The sequence below is a fragment of the Streptomyces sp. NBC_01471 genome (genome assembly GCF_041438865.1).
Classification (GTDB): domain Bacteria; phylum Actinomycetota; class Actinomycetes; order Streptomycetales; family Streptomycetaceae; genus Streptomyces.
Genome location: NZ_CP109450.1, coordinates 455468 through 472793 on the forward strand (window position 1 = coordinate 455468; position 17326 = coordinate 472793).

Sequence of the window (17326 nt, forward strand, 5' to 3'; positions counted from 1 at the left end):
GTACGAGCTTGCGTACGCGGCGCGTTCCGTCGTGCCGGGCCTCGGTCGGCGGTCACACCCGAGGGAGGGTGCAGACCGGTTCGATCAGGAGGTGAGCGCCACCACGGCTTCATCGGTGTAGACCAGGAAGGTCAGCGTCTGGCGGAAGTACAGCTCGATCTCGTTCGTGTCGTGCGCGGTGTAGCCGATCGAGAGATCCTCGCTGAGACGCAGCTCGAAGTCGCCGCCCCGGGTGGAGACAAGAAAGGCGCCGTTGAGCGCGGGTGCCCAGATGGGCGGAGCGTCCAGGAGCCGGCCGAGGTGCGCGGCGACGGGGTACCCGTGATCGGACGTCTCGCTGACCTCCGTGTACGCGTCGGCTCCCAGAAGCAGTGAATACGGGCCCGCGACGCCGGCGAGGCGCAGCGTCGTCAGAGCCCGGCTGACGGTGTCCGGGTACTCCCTCACCTCGGCCGGCAGGCTGTGCACCGGGTTGGAGGTGCGCTCACGGAGCCCGCTGATGCCCGCTGCCGCGTATCCCTCGAAGACGGCCCGGTCCTCGGCGAACGCCATGGCGCGTGCCCCGTCCTTGACGGGCTGCCAGTCGGAGTCCTGCGCGCCGCGCTCGACGTCGTCCACCGCTTCGCGGGTGACCTTGAAGGGGACGCGGAGCTCGACCAGGGGCTGCACCTGACGCAGTCGCGCGGTGACACCCGTGGCCGGGGCCTCGATGGCGGTGAGATGGCCGGTGCCGACACCGGCCAGCGCCGGATCGTCGGGGCCGGTCACGTCCACGACGCGGCGGCCCCCGACGTTGCGCTGAAACGTGCGGCGGGCCTCGTCCTCGATCTGCGCCCATGCCTGGGAGGTGATCGGGGCGAGTTCGCGGTGGAGGTTGTTCATACCGGTGGGCACGGACATGAGGATCAGACTCCTTTGAGGCTGCCGATACCGAGAGAACCTTCGGTCGTCGTGGCGCCCGCGGGTGGGTCCGGCGGATCGTCGAGGAAGTCGGCGGTGGGCACATGGAAGAGACAGCCGGTGACCGCGGTGGAGAAGTCGAGGATCCGGTCATGAACGCTGGGCCGGTCTCCGAGGAACATATTGCGCAGCATCTGCTCCGTAACCTCGGGAGTGCGGGCATAGCCGATGAAATAGGTACCGAACTCCCTTTGCCCGATACGACCGAACGGCATGTTGTCCCGCACGATCTTCTGCTCGTTTCCGTCCGCGTCGGTGACCGTGTTGAGGGCGACGTGGGAATCCGCAGGCTTGACGTCGTCGGGCAGTTCGACGTTGTTCAGCTTCGTGCGGCCGATGACCAATTCCTGCTCGTGCGTGGGCAGCGCGTCCCATGCCGCGAGATCGTGCACGTACTTCTGCACGATGACATAACTGCCGCCCGTGAATTCGGGGTCCTCGTCGCCGGTGAACACCGAATCGGCGGCGAGCCTGCCTTCCGGATTCTCGCTGCCGTCCACGAAGCCGAGGAGGTCACGCTCGTCGAAGGACTTGAAGCCATGCACCTCGTCCACCACGGTGACCGCTCCCCGGAGGCGTTCCCCGATCAGGCGGGCCAGCTCAAAGCAGAGGTCCATGTGGCGGGCCCGCAGGTGGAAGATGAGATCGCCGGGCGTGCACGGTGCACAGTGACGGGAGCCCGCCAGCGGCACGAAGGGATGCAGATCGCGCGGGCGCGGCCCGTCGAAGAGCCGGTCCCACGCGGCGGAGCCGATGCCGACGACGCAGGTGAGCCCGGCGTCCGGAGCACGGAAACCCACCGATCGCTTCAGCCCGGCCACATCGGGGAGCAGGTCGCGGACGACGGATTCGCCGCCGGGCGCGATGGTGCACACGAGGAACAAAGCGGATTTGGCCGGCGGGGCGATCACGGATTGCGACTCGACCACAGAGCCTGCCTCCTAGCTGTTTTCGCTATGGCACGACGCCCCGCGGGCAAGGTCAGGGGCACTCGGAATACTAGCCTCCAGCCGAATTCGCCGCCCTGCGTCTCAGTTCATCGGCGCTTTCCGGACGCCGCCCCGGTGGTGCGCCGTCTGCCCGACGGAGGACGGGGCCGGGAAAGCGCGGGCGGATCACCGCTCATATACGGCGACCCGCCCGTTTTCCGAACAGCGCTGCCGCGGATCCTAGGACTGCGGTCGCCGTCCGTGGTTCGCGGCGTGCTTGCGGCGAGCCCTCTTCTTCCGGCGTCGCTTCGATGACATGGGCCACCTCCCGCGCATAGACGGATCCAGGACGCACCGTGGTTTTAGGGAGCCTCCTGAGTAACTGACCATTCCACGTTTCCACACGGCACGGAGCGGCGCGATTCGAAGCGCTGTCGCGCGGTGACAGCCCCCTCAGTGATGCCCTCCTCGGTCACCGCCCCGGCGACAGGTGACCTACGACGCACCCGAGGGGCGGGTGTCCGCCGTGGTGGTGTCGCTGAGCGGTGGGTCGGTCGGCGGTACCGGATCGGCGAGCGAACGCGCCGCGCCCCGGGTGCCTGAGCCTCGCACGGGGAGGTGCCCCGTCAGCCGGTGACGATGCCGGTCACAAGGTTGATGGTCGTGGCCAGGATGCTCGTTCCGAAGAGGTAGGACAGCAGGCAGTGCCGCAGCGCGACGGAGCGGATCGTCGAACTGGAGACGTCCGTGTCGGACACCTGGTACGTCATGCCCAGGTTGTAGCTGAAGTACATGAAGTCACGGTACGAGGGCGGCTTGTCGGAGTTGAAGTCGATGCCTCCGTCGGGCGACCGGTAGTACAGGTACGCGTACCGCGCCGTGTACATCAGGTGGAGCGCCGCCCAGCACATGAATACCCCGGCGAGTGCGAGGGCGGCGGCGGTTCGGCTCTCCCCGGAGGAGTTACCGAGCAGGAGCAGCAGGACGATGGCGAAGAGTCCGGCCAGAGCGGTCCCCACCACCGCCAGTTCCTCCGCCACGGGCCGGAAGTCCTCACGGCGGGCGTTGTGCCGGGTGCCGGCGGCGTCCATCGGCCACAATGCCAGCCAGCCCACCACCACGAAGGCCAGCTCCGTGACGGAGATCCCGGTGAGAAGGCCCAGCCTCGCATCCACCAGAAGGCCGAGAATCATTCCGGCGACCGCCCCGGTGGCCAGCGCGACAAGCAGCCGGGGTACCGCGGACAAGGGAACGCAGGGCCTCACGGCGAACGACCTCGCTACGGGGTGAACGGTCCGGCCGCCCGGGAGCGGAGGAGCGCAGACGTGGGAGAACACCGGCGGACCGCTGCGGTCGGCGCGGTGACTTTCGCCCAGATTAGTGGCAGATCTCCAGGGCTCCCCGACGCCCCGCCTGCGCTCCGGCCCGGTGCGCCCATTCGAGGGGCCCAGTTCACTGCTGCAGCGGACGGATCTCCGTCGCCACTACGCGGCCGCCGATGTCGATCCACCCCTCATCGGAGACCCGGGCCAGGATTTCGGAACCCCGGCCCTGGCTGATCCGTACGTCACGACCCAACTCGCCTGCCAGGACAGTGCAGTTCCGTCGCGCACCACACCCAAGGGGCTGCTCCCTGCCCCGTCCGGACGTACGAACACGTGCACCACATCAAGATCAGTCATGCGGGAACTGAGACATGTGAACCGACGGCCTCGGACAGAGCGGCTTCGATCGTCGCCGGGCCCGGAACTGACGCCTGCGGTCGCGGCCGTGCAGCTGCAGCGAAACGAAAACCGGTCGTCGTGTCCGCTGCCGCGCTGGTAGGAAGGGGCATGGCTACCGAAACCCTTGATCCACTGGACCGGCTGACGGCTGAGCGAGCCTGCGAACGGCTGATCACCGATTTCGTCCACCGGCTCGACCTGGGTGAACCGGGCGACGTGGCTGACCTGTTCACAGCTGACGGGGTCTGGGAGTGGCTTGAGGGCGACCGCAGGATCCAGGGCCGTGAAGCGCTCCGCACCTACTTCGGTTCTCGGCCTGCCGACCGGCTTTCCCGGCGCATCTGTACGAACATCCGGGTGACCCTCACATCCGGGTCTGCGGCGACGGCGACCACCTACTTCACGACCTACCGTGTCGACGGTCATACCGACAGCATGGAGTCCCCACGACCGCCCACGCAGGTGGGGCATTACGAGGACACGTTCCACAAGATCGACGGCCGGTGGCTCCTCAGTACGCGTGCCACGTTTCTGGCTTTCGCCGGACCGACCGAACGCCTCGGGCCGCCCGAACACCTCGGGCAAGCCGAACACCTCGGTCCGGCCGACTGACAAGCCGGCCGGACCCGCACACGAAATCCACTGTCCTCATCGTCCCCGTCGGCCTGACGGCAGACCCGTCTGTACGGCTGGTCGGTAAGCCTGACCGGGGCGCAGCGTCCACGGCACCGGATCCGTGTTGGTCAGCCACCCGTCGGCGATCAGCCCGCCGACCACGAGGACCCGGAGCGCGCGCGGCTGCTTCCCCCAGCCCATCCCCTTGCACAGCTGCTTGAAGGACGGTCCGTGGCCGTGGTCCGCGCGGAACGCCGCAGCGAACTCCGCCGCGCGCGGGCCTCGGTCCGGCTGGGTCCTCTCCCACTCGACGCAGGCGGAGCGCGTGTCCTCCCCCCGCTGGACGGGAACGGCCTTCCGCATGAACGCCTCCGCCACCCGCGCCGTGGAGAACGTGCAGAGCGGACAGCCTTCGACGTTCTCGACGTGGCGGCGCAGGGCCGTACTCGCCCGAGCCTTCCAGTCGTCCCAACTCATCTGCTCCGAAGCCGAGTTGTTGCCAGCTCCGTGCGAAGGCGGTTGGCCGTCGGGTTCGAGGTAGCGTCCCGACAAGTGCCGTACGGCCTCGGAGAGCTGGTATCGGTCGCCCGCCAGCTCGGCCAGGAAGTTCTTGGCCAGCAGCTCCGGCAGGGCCGCGTGGCACTGTGCGGGGAGGCCGGCGGGAAGAATGCCGTCACGGTCGGACGTGCTGTACGCGGCCAGGAACAGTGCGGCCAGCCTCGCCGATGAGGAAGTCTTCTTGACCGGTTTGGCGGCCAGGGTGCGGGTGGTCCATCCCGAGACCCGGGACCGCTTCGACTTGCCGAAGAGCAGGCTGCGGCCGGGGCGGGCTTCGCCGGAGAGCTCGGGCACGGTGACGGGCACGGGTGTGGACGGATCGCCAGCCAGCAGGTCCCCCTGCGGCTGCCACCCGAGGCCGGACAGCGCAACGAGGGCGCCCTCGGCATCGCCCAGGCGCAGGGCGCGCAGGTCCATTCCCGTCAGGTTGCCGGAGCCGTCCCGGGCGGCGCGGATGGCGATGACAGCGGCGAGCAGCTGTGCGTCGGATGATTCCCCCAGCGGAAGCGAACCCACGAAGGCCAGGAGACTGCGGGCCGCTTCCCCCTGACAGGGTGTCAGCAGGTGGGGCAGCGGCGCGCGCTGCGCCGTAGGCACGGCCGCGGCGATGGAAGGGGCGGGCAGAGTGTTCGGCACACCACCTACAACGTACGTGGATCGCTGAAGTCACCCCGGTGCGGTTGCCCGTAGTGGAATTCACAGCATGCCGCCAACCGGGCTCCGGGTCTGCCCGGCACGGCCAACGCGACGTGAGGTCCGTCGGAGCGGTTCCCTCCGATTTTCGTCCGGTACGTGGCCGTACGGGAGAGACCCGGCTCCCCCCTGGTGAACCCGCGCGCTCTGACCGGATGCGCCGCTCCTGTACCGGTGCTGTACGCGCTGCTGTACGGTCGGGGTATGTCGAAGCCAGTGACGATCCGGGTCGATGACGAGTTGCACATGTTGCTCAAGGAACGGGCCGAGGCCGAGGGAACCACGGTGACCGCGCTCATCACCCGTGCCGCACACGACGCTGTCCGCGACCCCCGTCTCGAAGGCGCCGCCGAAGTGTTCCGTGCGTTCGTCACCGACAACGCCGACGCGTTCGACAGTGCCTTCCCCGAGGACGCGCCGTCCTTGCTCGACGCATCGGGGCGGGCCGCCTGAGGTGGAGCTCCACGTCGACATCCGCTGGCTGCTGGAGCGCCAGGCGGAGGCCCTGCCGAAGCATCCGCACATCCACGACTTCTCCAGCCTGGTGGCAGCCGTCGGCCGGCACCGCGTCAACACCCCGAGGGTCGGCGCCACGGTCGACAACTCCTGGCGCGCCGCCGCTCTGATGCACGCCGTCATCCGGCTGCGTCCACTGCCCGCCCGCAACGCGTTGTTCGGCGTGGGCCTGGTCGTCGCGTACATGGACGCCGCCGGTGAAGGCATCGACGCCCCCTACGGCGCGCTGATCGACCTCGCCCGCGACATCGACACCGGCCGCTGCGACGCGTACGACGCGGCCGACCGCATCCGGTCCTGGCGGATCTGACCGCATCGGCGTCCCCGTCGCAGCGCAGGTGATGTCGGACAGAAGCGTCAGGCAGAAACGCCCTGCCGGCCGCCTCCTGTGACGTAGGACGTCAAGTCGCTGCCCAGGATCTCGGAGACGAGCCGGTGACCGGCCTGGTTCGCCGGACCGGACGGCCTGTGCGGTCCGGATGCCGGACCCGAGTCCGCGGCCGCCGCGGCGGCGCTTCCCAGAACGGCCTGAGCGATCAGTGCACTTGCGGCCAGGAGCTTGGGGAACGTTCGCATGCGACACGCCTTTCTTGGCAGAGGTCGGGACGGCGGGACACGGCCCGTGGCCCACCGCTGCCCGCGGGGAGACGTCCAACGGCGCCTCCGGGACGCCCGTTGGTGTCTGTTCGCCCGCGGTCTGCCTCCCAGTGTGTGCGCGTATTTCGCCGGGACCGGTCGCTGGGATTGGTCTCGGCACCTCGTTCACTCGAACGGGGCCGCGTGCTCTGCGCACGGTCACCCCCGGTCTCCACGTCAGAACGGCCACCGGGACGCACACGCGGCGGTGTACACGAGAGACTGAAACACGCGGGCGCGAGACCGACGATCATGGTGATAGCCGTGGACAGAGCAGGTGGCGGGGACGCCCTGCCGACGCTGGGCGAGTTCATCTCGCCCGCACCGCGCAGTTGCTCGGACTCGACCTGCGACACCTGGGCGACGCCTGAGCGGCGCCGAGGGGCGGGGAACGCCGTGTCCACCGACAATGGGGTATTCGGGCCCGGAGAAGGCGGCCGGGCACGCGGCACAGGGTGCGGAGGTGCGGCATGGAGGCGAGCGGACAGCAGGAGCGAGCCACCGGCGACACGGAGCGGACGGAGCGGCCTGGGCAGTCCGGTCAGCGGGACCGGGCCGCGCACGGCACGGTGGCCCATCAGCTGATCGCGGACCATCTGGTGGAGGGCCGGATGGAACCCGGGACCGAGATCGGGCTGCGGGTGGACCAGACCCTCACCCAGGACGCCACCGGCACGCTGGTCATGCAGGAGCTGGAGGCGCTCGGACTGGACCGGGTGCGCACCGAGGCGAGTGTGCAGTACGTGGACCACAACATCATCCAGACCGACGAGCGGAACGCCGAGGACCACGCGTTCCTCCGCTCGGCCGCCCGGCGCCTCGGCGTCTGGTACTCGAAGCCGGGCAACGGTGTGTCGCACCCCGTCCACATGCAGCATTTCGGCGTTCCGGGCCGGACACTCGCGGGTTCCGACTCGCACACCTGCGCCGCCGGGGCGCTGGGCATGTTCGCGGTCGGCACCGGGGGGCTGGAGGTCGCACTGGCCATGGCGGGCCGTCCGTTGCGCATCACCATGCCGCACATCTGGGGCGTCCGGCTGACCGGAGCCCTGCCGGAGTGGGTCAGCGCCAAGGACGTCGTACTGGAGATGCTGCGCAGACACGGTGTGAAGGGCGCGGTGAACCGGGTCCTGGAGTACCACGGTCCGGGGCTGGCGTCGCTGTCCGCGATGGACCGGCACGTGATCGCCAACATGGGTGCGGAACTGGGCGCCACCACCACGGTGTTCCCCTCCGACGGTGCCGTACGTGACTTCCTGCGCAGCGAGGGCCGCGAGGACGTCTGGAGGCCCCTGCGGGCAGCGGACGACGCGGTCTACGACCTGGACGAGGAGATCGACCTCGCGGCGCTGGAGCCGCTCATCGCCCGGCCGACCTCGCCGGGCAATGTGATGCCCGTGCGCGAGGTCGCGGGCGAGCCGGTGGGGCAGGCGGTGATCGGCTCCTCCGCCAATCCCGGTCTGCGCGACTTCGCCATGGCGGCGGAGATGGTCCGCGGGCGGCAGACCCCGCCCTGGGTGAGTTTCGACGTCAATCCGACCTCACGGGAGATCCTCCAGGACCTCAGCCATTCCGGCGCGGTCTTCGATCTGATCGCGGCGGGGGCACGGATCCATCAGGCGGGCTGCCTGGGCTGTATCGGCATGGGCCAGGCACCGGCTGTGGGCCGCAACTCCCTTCGTACGTTCCCGCGCAACTTCCCCGGCCGTTCGGGTACCCAGGACGACGCGGTGTGGCTCTGTTCACCGGAGACGGCGACCGCCTCCGCGCTGAGGGGTGTCATCACCGATCCGCGCGACTGGGCGGCGGAGACCGGACTGGCGTACCCGGTCGTCGGGACGCTGCGGGCGGAGCCGGTCAACACCGCGATGCTCGAACCCCCACTGCCGCCCGATGAGGCTTCCCGCGTGGAGCTGGAACGCGGTCCCGGGGTCTCCGCGCTGCCCGAACTGGATCCGCTTCCGGACACCGTGTGCCTCCCGGTGCTGCTGAAGATGGGCGACAACGTGTCGACCGACGAGATCTCACCGGCCGGCGCCAAAGCGCTGCCGTACCGCTCCAACATCCCGCGCCTCGCGGAGTTCACCTTCACCCGGATCGACCCCGACTACCCGTCCCGCGCGGCGGACTGCCAGGACGCGGGCGGACACCTCGTAGTGGCCGGGGACAACTACGGGCAGGGCTCCTCCCGCGAGCACGCGGCGCTCACGCCCCGGTATCTGGGGCTGCGGGTGGTGATCGCCAAGTCGTACGCGCGGATCCACTGGCAGAACCTCGCCAACTTCGGTGTCCTCGCTCTCGAATTCGACGATCCTGCCGACTACGACCGCGTCGAGCAGGGCGACGAGATCCGGCTGGAAGGTCTGCACGCGGCCCTCGCACCGGACGCCGAGCCGTCGTTGACAGCCGTCAACGCCACACGGGACGAGAGCTACCGGGTACACCACCGGCTGCCGGACCACCGGCGCCGGACCGTCCTGCTCGGCGGCATCATTCCGGCGGTGGCGGCGGAGGAGGCCGGGCGCTGAGGGGCGCGGGCTCGCGACCGGCTCACCGGCATCGCGGAGCCGGACCGGCGCCAGGCCCCTGCGCCACTGCTGCCCTGACGCGTTGACGATCCGTGGCCGTGCGGCGGACTGCCGGACGCGGGCGGACACCTCGTAGTGGCCGGGCGGCGCACAGCTCCTCCTCACGGCTTCGTCACTCTTCGAGGCGGCGGTTGCGTGGCGGGGCCAGCCCCTGCAGCAGCAGGGTGAGGGTGAAGGTGAACCGGTCGTGTCCGATGCCTGAGGTGAGCTCCCGCGCATGGGCGACGGTATGGGGGAACTGGTCTGGCGGCAGCATCCGGAGCCGCTCCGTGATTTCGGCGCGGTCGATCACACGGCCGTCGGCATCCTCGCTCTGCTGCCGGGCCGCGGATGCCTCCAGGCAGTAGCCCGTGATGTAGAGGAAGGCCGCGTCGCTGGTCCACGCCGCCTGCCGGGCGGGCGCGTCACTGGCGAGCAGGATCGCGAGCATCCCCTCGCCGACCCGCAGAGTGGCCAGATCGGCGGGCACCACGGTGAGAGCGGCCTGCGCGATACCGGGGTAGCGCAGAAACTGATCGCGCAGCTGTGCGCACACGTCCATGAACTGGTCCCGCCAGCACGCGGGGTCCGGTGCGGGAAGAGTGACCTGGGAGCACAGCCTGCCGATAAGCAGGTCACCGAGCTCCGCCCTGTTGCGCACGTGCGCGTACAACGACGCGGGGCCGGTCCCGAGCCTCGTCGCGACCACGCGCATCGTCAGGTCCTCGAAGCCGCCCGCCTCGATGGCCCCGAGAGCGGCGTCGATGATGCGCTCCACCGTGATGGGGGTCTTCTCCCGGCCGGCGGCCCGGCGCGCTCCGGTTTCCGAGTCGGCCTTCCTGGCCGAGATCAGCGCCGCCCACTGATCCCGGGAGATTGCGTCACGCACTGCCCGTCGTCCTGCCACGACGCCACTCTACCCGTTGACGAACAATGATCCCCGACGGAACAATGTTCGTCGTAGAGTGGAGAGCGAACCAACCCGTAAGGAATCACCATGACGACCTCGGTCTCGATCATCGGCGCCGGCCTCGGCGGGCTCACGCTCGCCCGGATCCTGCACCTCCACAACATCCCCGCCACCGTCTACGAGGCGGAGAAGTCCGCAGACGTCCGCACCCAGGGAGGACAGCTCGACCTCCACGAAGACGACGGCCAGCTCGCCCTGGAGATGGCCGGGCTCACCGAGGAGTACCGCTCGATCATCCACCGAGGCGGCGGAGCACGACGTGTCGTCAACGAGCAGGGCCGCGTCGTCGTCGACCGGCCGGACGTCGGCTCCCTGGCACGGCCGGAGACACTGCGCGGTGACATCCGCCGGATCCTGCTCGAATCGCTGCCGCCCGGCACGGTGCGATGGGGCAAGAAGCTCGTCTCGGCAAACGCCGTCGGAAACGGACGACACCGGCTGTCGTTCATGGATGGATCGTCGGCCGTGTCCGATGTCCTCGTGGGCGCCGACGGGGTCTGGTCCAAGGTCCGGGCGCTCCTGTCGGACGAGCGGCCGGTGTACTCAGGCATGAGCTACGTCGACACCTACCTGCACGAAGTCGGCACGGCCCACCCGCGCGTGGCCGGCCTCGTCGGGAACGGCGCCCTGTACGCCCTGGTCCCGGGCAAAGGATTCCTCGCCCACCGTGAAGCCGGTGATGTCGTCCACACCTACGTCGTACTGCACCGCCCGGTGGAGTGGTTCGACGCGATCGACTTCACCGACGCCCCGGCGGCGAGGGCACGGACGGCGGCAGAGTTCGAGGGCTGGGCACCGGAACTGCTGGCCCTGATCACCGACGGCGAGTCCGCCCCCGTCCTGCGCAGCATCTACGAGCTGCCGGACGACCATCGCTGGGAGCGGGTCCCCGGCGTCACACTTCTCGGCGACGCGGCACACGCGACCGTACCCGGAGGGGACGGAGCCAATCTCGCGATGCTCGACGGCGCCGAGCTCGGTACGGCGATCGCAGCCCACCCCGACGACATCGAGCAGGCCCTCGCCGACCACGAGAGCAGAATGTTTCCCCGGAGCCAGGAGGCGGCTGCCGCCGCCCACCGCACCATCGACTTCATCTTCGGCGCCAACGCCCCCGCCGGGGTCATCAGCCTGTTCTCAAAAGGCGAAAACACGTCCGCCTGAGCCAGTACGGCACCGCCCGGCCCGCTGTCTGCCACCTTCTCCGGCGCCCGGCACCTGCCTTCCCGCACTGCCCGTGGTCAGTGCCACACCGGTCACAGCATGCGCGAACCCCCTTCCGGCCCGGTGGCGTTCGGCCTCGCCGAGGGCGCTGCGGACGGTACGCCGGAGCTCACACACGGCATCCGTCATCCGACGATTTCCGATGCCGGATGACGGGACACGGCGAACCGCGGTGTCCCGCAAGGCCTTCTCGGCGATCGGGCCGTTGAGCGTCACCGGCGCGCTCCGTCCAATCCACACATGGAGGCCCGGCCCTGTTGATAATGACGCTGTGGCTCCCAAGGACAGGAAAATCCTGGCGCCCCTGACGCTCGCCGTCGTCGGGGCACTTGTGCTGCTCGGTTACGCCTCGCAGGCCGAGACCAGCAGCGCCCAACGGCACGTCGGCGACAGCACCGGAATGCCGGGTGCGGAAGTGACCGATCAGGACCAGTCACCTTCGGCGCCGGTCGGTGACGGCACCGCGTACACCCCGCTCAGAACGCAGCAGAACGCCCGCGTGGGCGCGCTGTTCCAGAAGGACGACACCGGTGATCACTTCTGCACCGCGAGTGTCGTCGCGAGTCCGGGGCGGAACATGCTGATCACCGCCGCCCACTGCGCCTTCGGCGGTGACGGCACACCCAAGGACGACCTCGTCTTCGCCCCCGCCTACCGGGCCGGCGAGAAGCCCGCCGGTCTGTGGAAAGTGAGAAGGGCCGTGGCGGACGACCGCTGGGCCAGGAACGCGAACCAGGACCTCGACGTCGCCTTCCTCCTCCTCGACAGCAACGACGGCAAGCAGATCCAGGACGTCCTCGGCGGTAACACGCTCGGCATCAGCCAGGGCTTCCACAACAGGGTCAAGGTGACCGGCTACCCCAACAACAGGGATACGCCGATCTCCTGCCGCAACCGCACCACGCGGCTCAGCGCCACGCAGATGCGTATCCACTGCACGAACTTCGCCGGCGGTACGAGTGGCAGCCCCTGGGTCACCGACGGCACCTCGAACACGCCCGCCGGCACGGTGATCGGCGTCCTGGGCGGTTACGAACGCGGTGGCGACGAGGACGACGTGTCGTACGCGTCCTACTTCAGCAACGACATCGCCGAGCTCTACCAACAGGCAAAGAGCGAGGACTGAGCCGGCCGGGCCCGGCGCGGTGCGAATCGCCCAGGTGCCGTGCCAGGCGTCGCGGGACCGCGAAGACCGGCCGGACGGGGCCTGAGGGGCGGACCGAACCGGTCCGCCCCTCAGGCGTGGGGCCGCAGCCTCCGGCTCCTCAGGTCGCGGAGATGTACTGCCGCTCGGAGGCGACCGCCAGGTCCGCCTCGATCCGTGCGACCGCCGACGCCAGCGGAGGCAGCACGGTGTCGAGGAACTGCTGCCGGGTGGCGCGGCCCGCGTGCTGCGCGACGTTGACGGCCGCGACGGTGTGCCCCAGACGGTCCCTCAGCGGCATCGCGACGGAGCGCAGGCCCTCCTCCAACTCCTCGTCGACCAGCGCATGGCCGTCGCGGCCGACGGATTCGAGGATGTCCGCCAGGGCATCGGCCGTCGACACGGTGTGCCGGGTGAGCGGCTGGAAGTCGGTGCGCGCGAGACGGGTGGCCCGTTCCGGCGCGGGCAGGCCCGCGAGGAGGACCCGGCCCATCGAGGTCGCGTAGGCGGCGAACCGGGTGCCGACGGTGATGTCCACGCTCATGATCCGGGCGGTGGGCACCCGCTCCACATAGCGGATCTCGTCGCCCTCCAGCACCGCTACGGACGCCGACTCGCGCACCTCACGGGTAAGTTCGGCGAGATGTGGCCGGACGATCTCACCGAAGGTCAGGCGGGACAGCCGGGCGTAGCCGAGTTCCAGTACGCGTGGCAGGAGGGCGAAGACGCCTCCTTCGGCGCGCACATAGCCCAGGTATTCCAGGGTGATGAGGGCGCGGCGCGCGCTGGCGCGCGGGAGAGCGGCGGCCCCGGCGACCGCCGTCAGGCTCAGTCCGCCCCGGGCCCGGCCCAGCACGCGCAGGACGGTGAGCCCCCTGGCCAGCGACTGGAGGAATTCCGGGCCCAGTTCCGCCTTGAGCCCGCCGTCCGCCTCTCCGGGGGCGAGGGTGGCGGGCTGCGGCCCGGGGCGGGACGGCGTACGCAGCGCCTCTTCCATGGCTGCCGCGGCCCGCCGCAGACGTGGCAGGGCGTACTCGCGGAGCGACTGCGCGCTGTGGCGGCTGGTGTGGCTGACGACGCTCAGCGCGCAGACCGCTGCCCCGGTCCGGTCACGGACGGCGTGGGCCACGGCGACCAGACCGGGTTCGATGAACTGGTCGTCCAGGGACCAGCCGAGGCCTGCCGCCTCCCGGACGCGTGCGCCGAACGCCGCCTCGGCCAGGTCCGGATGCGACGACGCGACGCGGGGCGGCACGGCCGGGAACGCGGTGTCGAGCGGGTCCTCCCGGCGGCGGGCCAGCCAGCGCCCGCGGTCGGTCTCGTCCCATCCGGCGGCGAAGATCGCGCCGGGCGCGCAGCGCTCCGCGGGCAGCAGATCGCCGATCCGGAAGGCGAGTGACATGGCGCGCCTGCGGGTGGCCTGGGTGATGAAGCGGACCCCGTCACCGTCGGGTACGGCGATCGAGACGGACTCGTCCAGCTCGTCGGCGAGGGCGGCCGCGTAAGGCTCCAGCGCGTCGGGCAGGCCGCAGGAGGCGAGGTAGGCGTTGCCGAGCTCCATCAGCCGGGGGGCGAGCAGCAGGTCACGGCCATCGGAGCGGAGGTAGCCGAGCCGGACCAGCGTGATCGCGATCCGGTCGACGGTGGAACGCGCGAGCCCGGTCGTGCGGGCCAGATCGCTGGCGCGCTGGCGGGGGTCCGGTTCGGCGGCCATCGTGCGCAGCACGGTCAGGCCGCGCTCCAGCGGGCCGACCGCCTCACCGGGCGCGGCGAGTGCCGCTGCGGACTCCCGCATGGCCTGCGGCATGGGCCTTACCTCCTTGGAGCGGTCACCGGACGGTGACGCTGGGAAAACCGTACCCGGAGGCGTTGACACGGCCGAAAGCTCGGCGGAGACTCAAGCCCAGGCGATTCTGAACAAAAGTTCATTGGGCGAACAGGGGCTTTGCATGGACAAGTTGACGGCGACCGCCGGTGAAGCGGTGGCGGACATCCCGGATGGCGCGTCCCTCGCGGTCGGCGGATTCGGGCTGAGCGGAGTTCCGGACGTGCTGATCCAGGCCCTGTACGCCAGGGGCTCGACCGGGCTCAGCGTCGTCTCGAACAACTGCGGCGTGGACGGCGGAGGCCTCGGCACTCTGCTCGCGGCCGGGCGGATCGCCCGGGTGACCGGCAGCTATGTCGGCGGGAACAAGGAGTTCGCCCGCCGCTATCTCGGTGGCGAGCTGGAGCTCGAACTCGCGCCCCAGGGGACCCTGGCCGAGCGGCTGCGGGCCGGCGGCTGCGGCATTCCGGCGTTCTTCACTCCGGCGGGTGTCGGCACACAGGTCGCCGAGGGCGGGCTGCCCTGGCGGTACGCCCCCGACGGCGGCGTCTCGGTGGCTTCCCCGCCCAAGGAGGTGCGTACGTACGACGGCCACGACTACGTACTGGAACGCGCCATCACCACCGACTTCGCCCTGGTGCGCGCCGCCCGCGGCGACCGGCACGGCAACCTGGTCTTCAACAAGGCGGCCCGCAACTTCAACCCGCTCGCCGCGATGGCCGGGCGGATCACCATCGCCGAGGTCGAGCAGCTGGTCGAGCCGGGCGCGATCGGACCCGACGAGGTCCATGTCCCCGGCGTGTTCGTCCAGCGCGTGGTCGCGCTGACCCCGGCGCAGGCAGCCGACAAGGGCGTCGAACGACGGACCGTCGCGGTGTCCGCCGCCCCGGGCACGGGGCGCGGCTGATGGCCTGGACACGGAACGAGATGGCGGCGCGCGCCGCGCGCGAACTCCGGGACGGCTCCTACGCCAACCTCGGCATCGGCCTTCCGACGCTGGTGCCCAACTTCCTGCCCGCAGGGGTCGACGTGGTGCTCCACTCGGAGAACGGGCTGCTGGGCGTCGGCCCGTACCCGGCCGACGACGAAGTCGACCCCGACCTCATCAACGCGGGCAAGGAGACCGTCACCGTGCTTCCGGGGGCGAGCTTCTTCGACTCCGCGCTCTCCTTCGGCATGATCCGCGGCGGCCACATCGACGTCGCGGTCCTCGGCGCGATGCAGGTGTCCGCCGCCGGGGACCTCGCCAACTGGGCCGTTCCCGGAAAGATGATCAAGGGGATGGGCGGTGCGATGGACCTCGTCCACGGCGCCCGTACGGTCATCGTCCTGATGGAGCACACGGCCAAGGACGGCTCAGCGAAGATCCTCCCGGAGTGCACACTGCCGCTGACCGGCCGCCACTGCGTCGACCGGATCATCACCGACCTCGCCGTCATCGACGTGACCGGCGACGGCCTCGCCCTGGTCGAGACGGCCCCGGGCGTGAGCCCCGGTGAGGTCCTGGCCCGCACGGCCGCACCCGTACGCCTCCCGTCCGACCGCACGGCGGCCCGCTGATGGCCGGCCGGCGCACCGCTGCCCGGGAGGACCCCAAGGCTGTCCCGCCATCCCCGGTACCGGAAAGGCAACCGTCCGCCATGTCGCCCACCCAGTCCGACATTTCCCGCGAGATCGACCAGGAGTACGAGGCGTACGTCAGTGGCGGCACGGTCCGGCACCACCCCTCCCGCGGCTACGCGCCCTACCGCAGCACCGTGCTGCGCCACCCCCGGCAGCCCCTGACCGCCGTGCGGGACCCGGAGGCCGTGGAGTTGTCGGGTCCCGCCTTCGGCGTCACGGATGTCACAGCGCTGGACGCCGACCTGACGCGGCAGCACCCCGGCGAGCCGCTGGGCGAGCGGATCACCGTCACCGGCCGTGTCCTCGACCGTTCCAGCCGCCCGGTGTGCGGCCAGCTGGTGGAGATATGGCAGGCCAACGCCTCCGGGCGCTACGCCCACCAGGGCGACCGGCACCCGGCGCCGCTCGACCCCCACTTCACCGGGGCGGGCCGCTGTCTGACGAGCGACCAGGGCCGGTACTCCTTCACCACGGTCAAACCCGGTGCCTACCCCTGGCGCAACCACGCCAACGCCTGGCGCCCGGCGCACATCCACTTCTCGCTCTTCGGCAGCGCCTTCACCCAGCGGCTGGTCACCCAGATGTACTTCCCCGGCGACCCGCTCCTCGCCTACGACCCCATCCTGCAGTCCGTCACCGACGACGAAGCCCGGGGGCGACTGGTCGCCCGGTACGACCACGGACTGTCCCGCCCGGAACAGTCGCTCGGCTACCACTGGGACATCGTCCTCGACGGCCCCGCCGCCACCTGGACCGAGGAGGGCCGATGACCGTGCTCCCCACCCCATCGCAGACCGTGGGCCCCTTCTACGGTTACGCGCTGCCGTTCCCCGGCGGCGGCGAGATCGCCCCGGCCGGACACCCGGGCACGATCACCGTCCACGGCCACGTCCTCGACGGCGCCGGGGAGCCGGTCCCCGACGCGGTACTGGAGTTCTGGCAGCCCGCACCCGACGGTTCACGGACCGGGGCTCCGGGGTCGATGCGCCGTGATCCGGTGACCGGCGGCCATCTCGGCCGTGACGGTCTCACCTTCACCGGCTTCGGCCGGGTGGCCACCGACGCCGACGGCCGGTGGGTGGTGCGCACCCTGCCGCCGGGCGGCGTCCCGTACCTGTCCGTCTGCGTCTTCGCCCGCGGACTGCTGCACCACCTGTACACCCGCGTCTACCTCCCCGGGGATTCCGCCGGGGCCGACCCCCTGCTCGCCTCCCTCGAACCGGACCGCCGGCGGACCCTGGTCGCCGTCGAAGCGGCGCCACGTACCTACCGCTTCGACATCCGCCTCCAGGGCGCCGAGGAGACGGTCTTCCTTGACTTCCGCTGAACAGCCCACCGGTGA

General features: G+C 70.4%; 16 protein-coding genes. 10 read left to right on the forward strand and 6 right to left on the reverse strand.

Going from position 1 to position 17326, the window contains the following annotated elements; all coding sequences use genetic code 11:
* Window positions 1-84: 84 nt before the first annotated feature.
* The 3 genes from OG285_RS01935 to OG285_RS01945 form a co-directional block, all read right to left on the reverse strand.
* Window positions 85-900, reverse strand: a complete 816-nt coding sequence (locus OG285_RS01935; RefSeq protein ID WP_371789957.1) for a family 1 encapsulin nanocompartment shell protein — start codon at window positions 898-900, stop codon at window positions 85-87.
* A gap of 5 nt (window positions 901-905) precedes the next feature.
* Window positions 906-1889 (reverse strand): Dyp-type peroxidase, encoded by a 984-nt coding sequence (locus OG285_RS01940; RefSeq protein WP_371789958.1) that lies wholly within the window; start codon window positions 1887-1889, stop codon window positions 906-908.
* A gap of 626 nt (window positions 1890-2515) precedes the next feature.
* Window positions 2516-3082: a DUF1345 domain-containing protein gene (locus OG285_RS01945; RefSeq protein ID WP_356835378.1), complete on the reverse strand. Its 567-nt coding sequence runs from the start codon at window positions 3080-3082 to the stop codon at window positions 2516-2518.
* A gap of 639 nt (window positions 3083-3721) precedes the next feature.
* Here OG285_RS01945 and OG285_RS01950 point away from each other — a divergent pair.
* A complete protein-coding gene (locus OG285_RS01950; protein ID WP_371789959.1) occupies window positions 3722-4225 on the forward strand; it encodes a nuclear transport factor 2 family protein in 504 nt (167 codons plus the stop codon).
* Between the two features lie 36 nt (window positions 4226-4261).
* Here the strand turns inward: OG285_RS01950 and OG285_RS01955 are convergent, their stop codons facing one another.
* Window positions 4262-5422, reverse strand: a complete 1161-nt coding sequence (locus tag OG285_RS01955) for a hypothetical protein (protein WP_371789960.1) — start codon at window positions 5420-5422, stop codon at window positions 4262-4264.
* Between the two features lie 261 nt (window positions 5423-5683).
* On the opposite strand from OG285_RS01955, the gene OG285_RS01960 reads away from it, so the two are divergent.
* From OG285_RS01960 to OG285_RS01970, 3 genes are all read left to right on the forward strand, one after another.
* Complete coding sequence (locus OG285_RS01960; RefSeq protein ID WP_356835246.1) at window positions 5684-5932, forward strand: hypothetical protein; 249 nt, start codon at window positions 5684-5686, stop codon at window positions 5930-5932.
* A 1-nt stretch (window position 5933) separates the two neighbouring features.
* On the forward strand, window positions 5934-6305 hold the full coding sequence (locus OG285_RS01965) for a toxin Doc (protein ID WP_164263198.1): 372 nt from the start codon (window positions 5934-5936) through the stop codon (window positions 6303-6305).
* 796 nt (window positions 6306-7101) lie between these two features.
* Window positions 7102-9159, forward strand: a complete 2058-nt coding sequence (locus OG285_RS01970) for an aconitate hydratase (RefSeq protein WP_371789961.1) — start codon at window positions 7102-7104, stop codon at window positions 9157-9159.
* Between the two features lie 172 nt (window positions 9160-9331).
* On the opposite strand, the gene OG285_RS01975 is transcribed toward OG285_RS01970, so the two are convergent.
* Window positions 9332-10087, reverse strand: a complete 756-nt coding sequence (locus tag OG285_RS01975) for a TetR/AcrR family transcriptional regulator (protein WP_371789962.1) — start codon at window positions 10085-10087, stop codon at window positions 9332-9334.
* Between the two features lie 108 nt (window positions 10088-10195).
* Here OG285_RS01975 and OG285_RS01980 point away from each other — a divergent pair, with 108 nt between their 5' ends.
* Together OG285_RS01980 and OG285_RS01985 are read left to right on the forward strand one after the other, a co-directional pair.
* Entirely contained in the window at window positions 10196-11332 is a 1137-nt protein-coding gene (locus OG285_RS01980) for an FAD-dependent oxidoreductase (RefSeq protein ID WP_371789963.1), read from the forward strand.
* A gap of 331 nt (window positions 11333-11663) precedes the next feature.
* Window positions 11664-12518: a serine protease gene (locus OG285_RS01985; RefSeq protein ID WP_371789964.1), complete on the forward strand. Its 855-nt coding sequence runs from the start codon at window positions 11664-11666 to the stop codon at window positions 12516-12518.
* Between the two features lie 139 nt (window positions 12519-12657).
* Here the strand turns inward: OG285_RS01985 and OG285_RS01990 are convergent, their stop codons facing one another.
* Complete coding sequence (locus OG285_RS01990) at window positions 12658-14343, reverse strand: IclR family transcriptional regulator C-terminal domain-containing protein (protein WP_371789965.1); 1686 nt, start codon at window positions 14341-14343, stop codon at window positions 12658-12660.
* A 142-nt stretch (window positions 14344-14485) separates the two neighbouring features.
* On the opposite strand from OG285_RS01990, the gene OG285_RS01995 reads away from it, so the two are divergent.
* From OG285_RS01995 to pcaG, 4 genes are all read left to right on the forward strand, one after another.
* A complete protein-coding gene (locus tag OG285_RS01995) occupies window positions 14486-15268 on the forward strand; it encodes a CoA transferase subunit A (protein WP_371789966.1) in 783 nt (260 codons plus the stop codon).
* On the forward strand, window positions 15268-15921 hold the full coding sequence (locus tag OG285_RS02000) for a CoA transferase subunit B (protein WP_356835230.1): 654 nt from the start codon (window positions 15268-15270) through the stop codon (window positions 15919-15921). Before OG285_RS01995 ends, OG285_RS02000 begins: the two co-directional genes overlap by 1 nt.
* Window positions 15922-16001: 80 nt before the next feature.
* Window positions 16002-16754, forward strand: coding sequence for a protocatechuate 3,4-dioxygenase subunit beta (gene pcaH, locus OG285_RS02005; protein WP_371789967.1), 753 nt, complete (start codon window positions 16002-16004; stop codon window positions 16752-16754).
* A complete protein-coding gene (gene pcaG, locus OG285_RS02010; protein ID WP_371789968.1) occupies window positions 16751-17311 on the forward strand; it encodes a protocatechuate 3,4-dioxygenase subunit alpha in 561 nt (186 codons plus the stop codon). The genes pcaH and pcaG overlap by 4 nt, the downstream gene beginning before the upstream one ends.
* The last annotated feature ends 15 nt before the right edge of the window (window positions 17312-17326 follow it).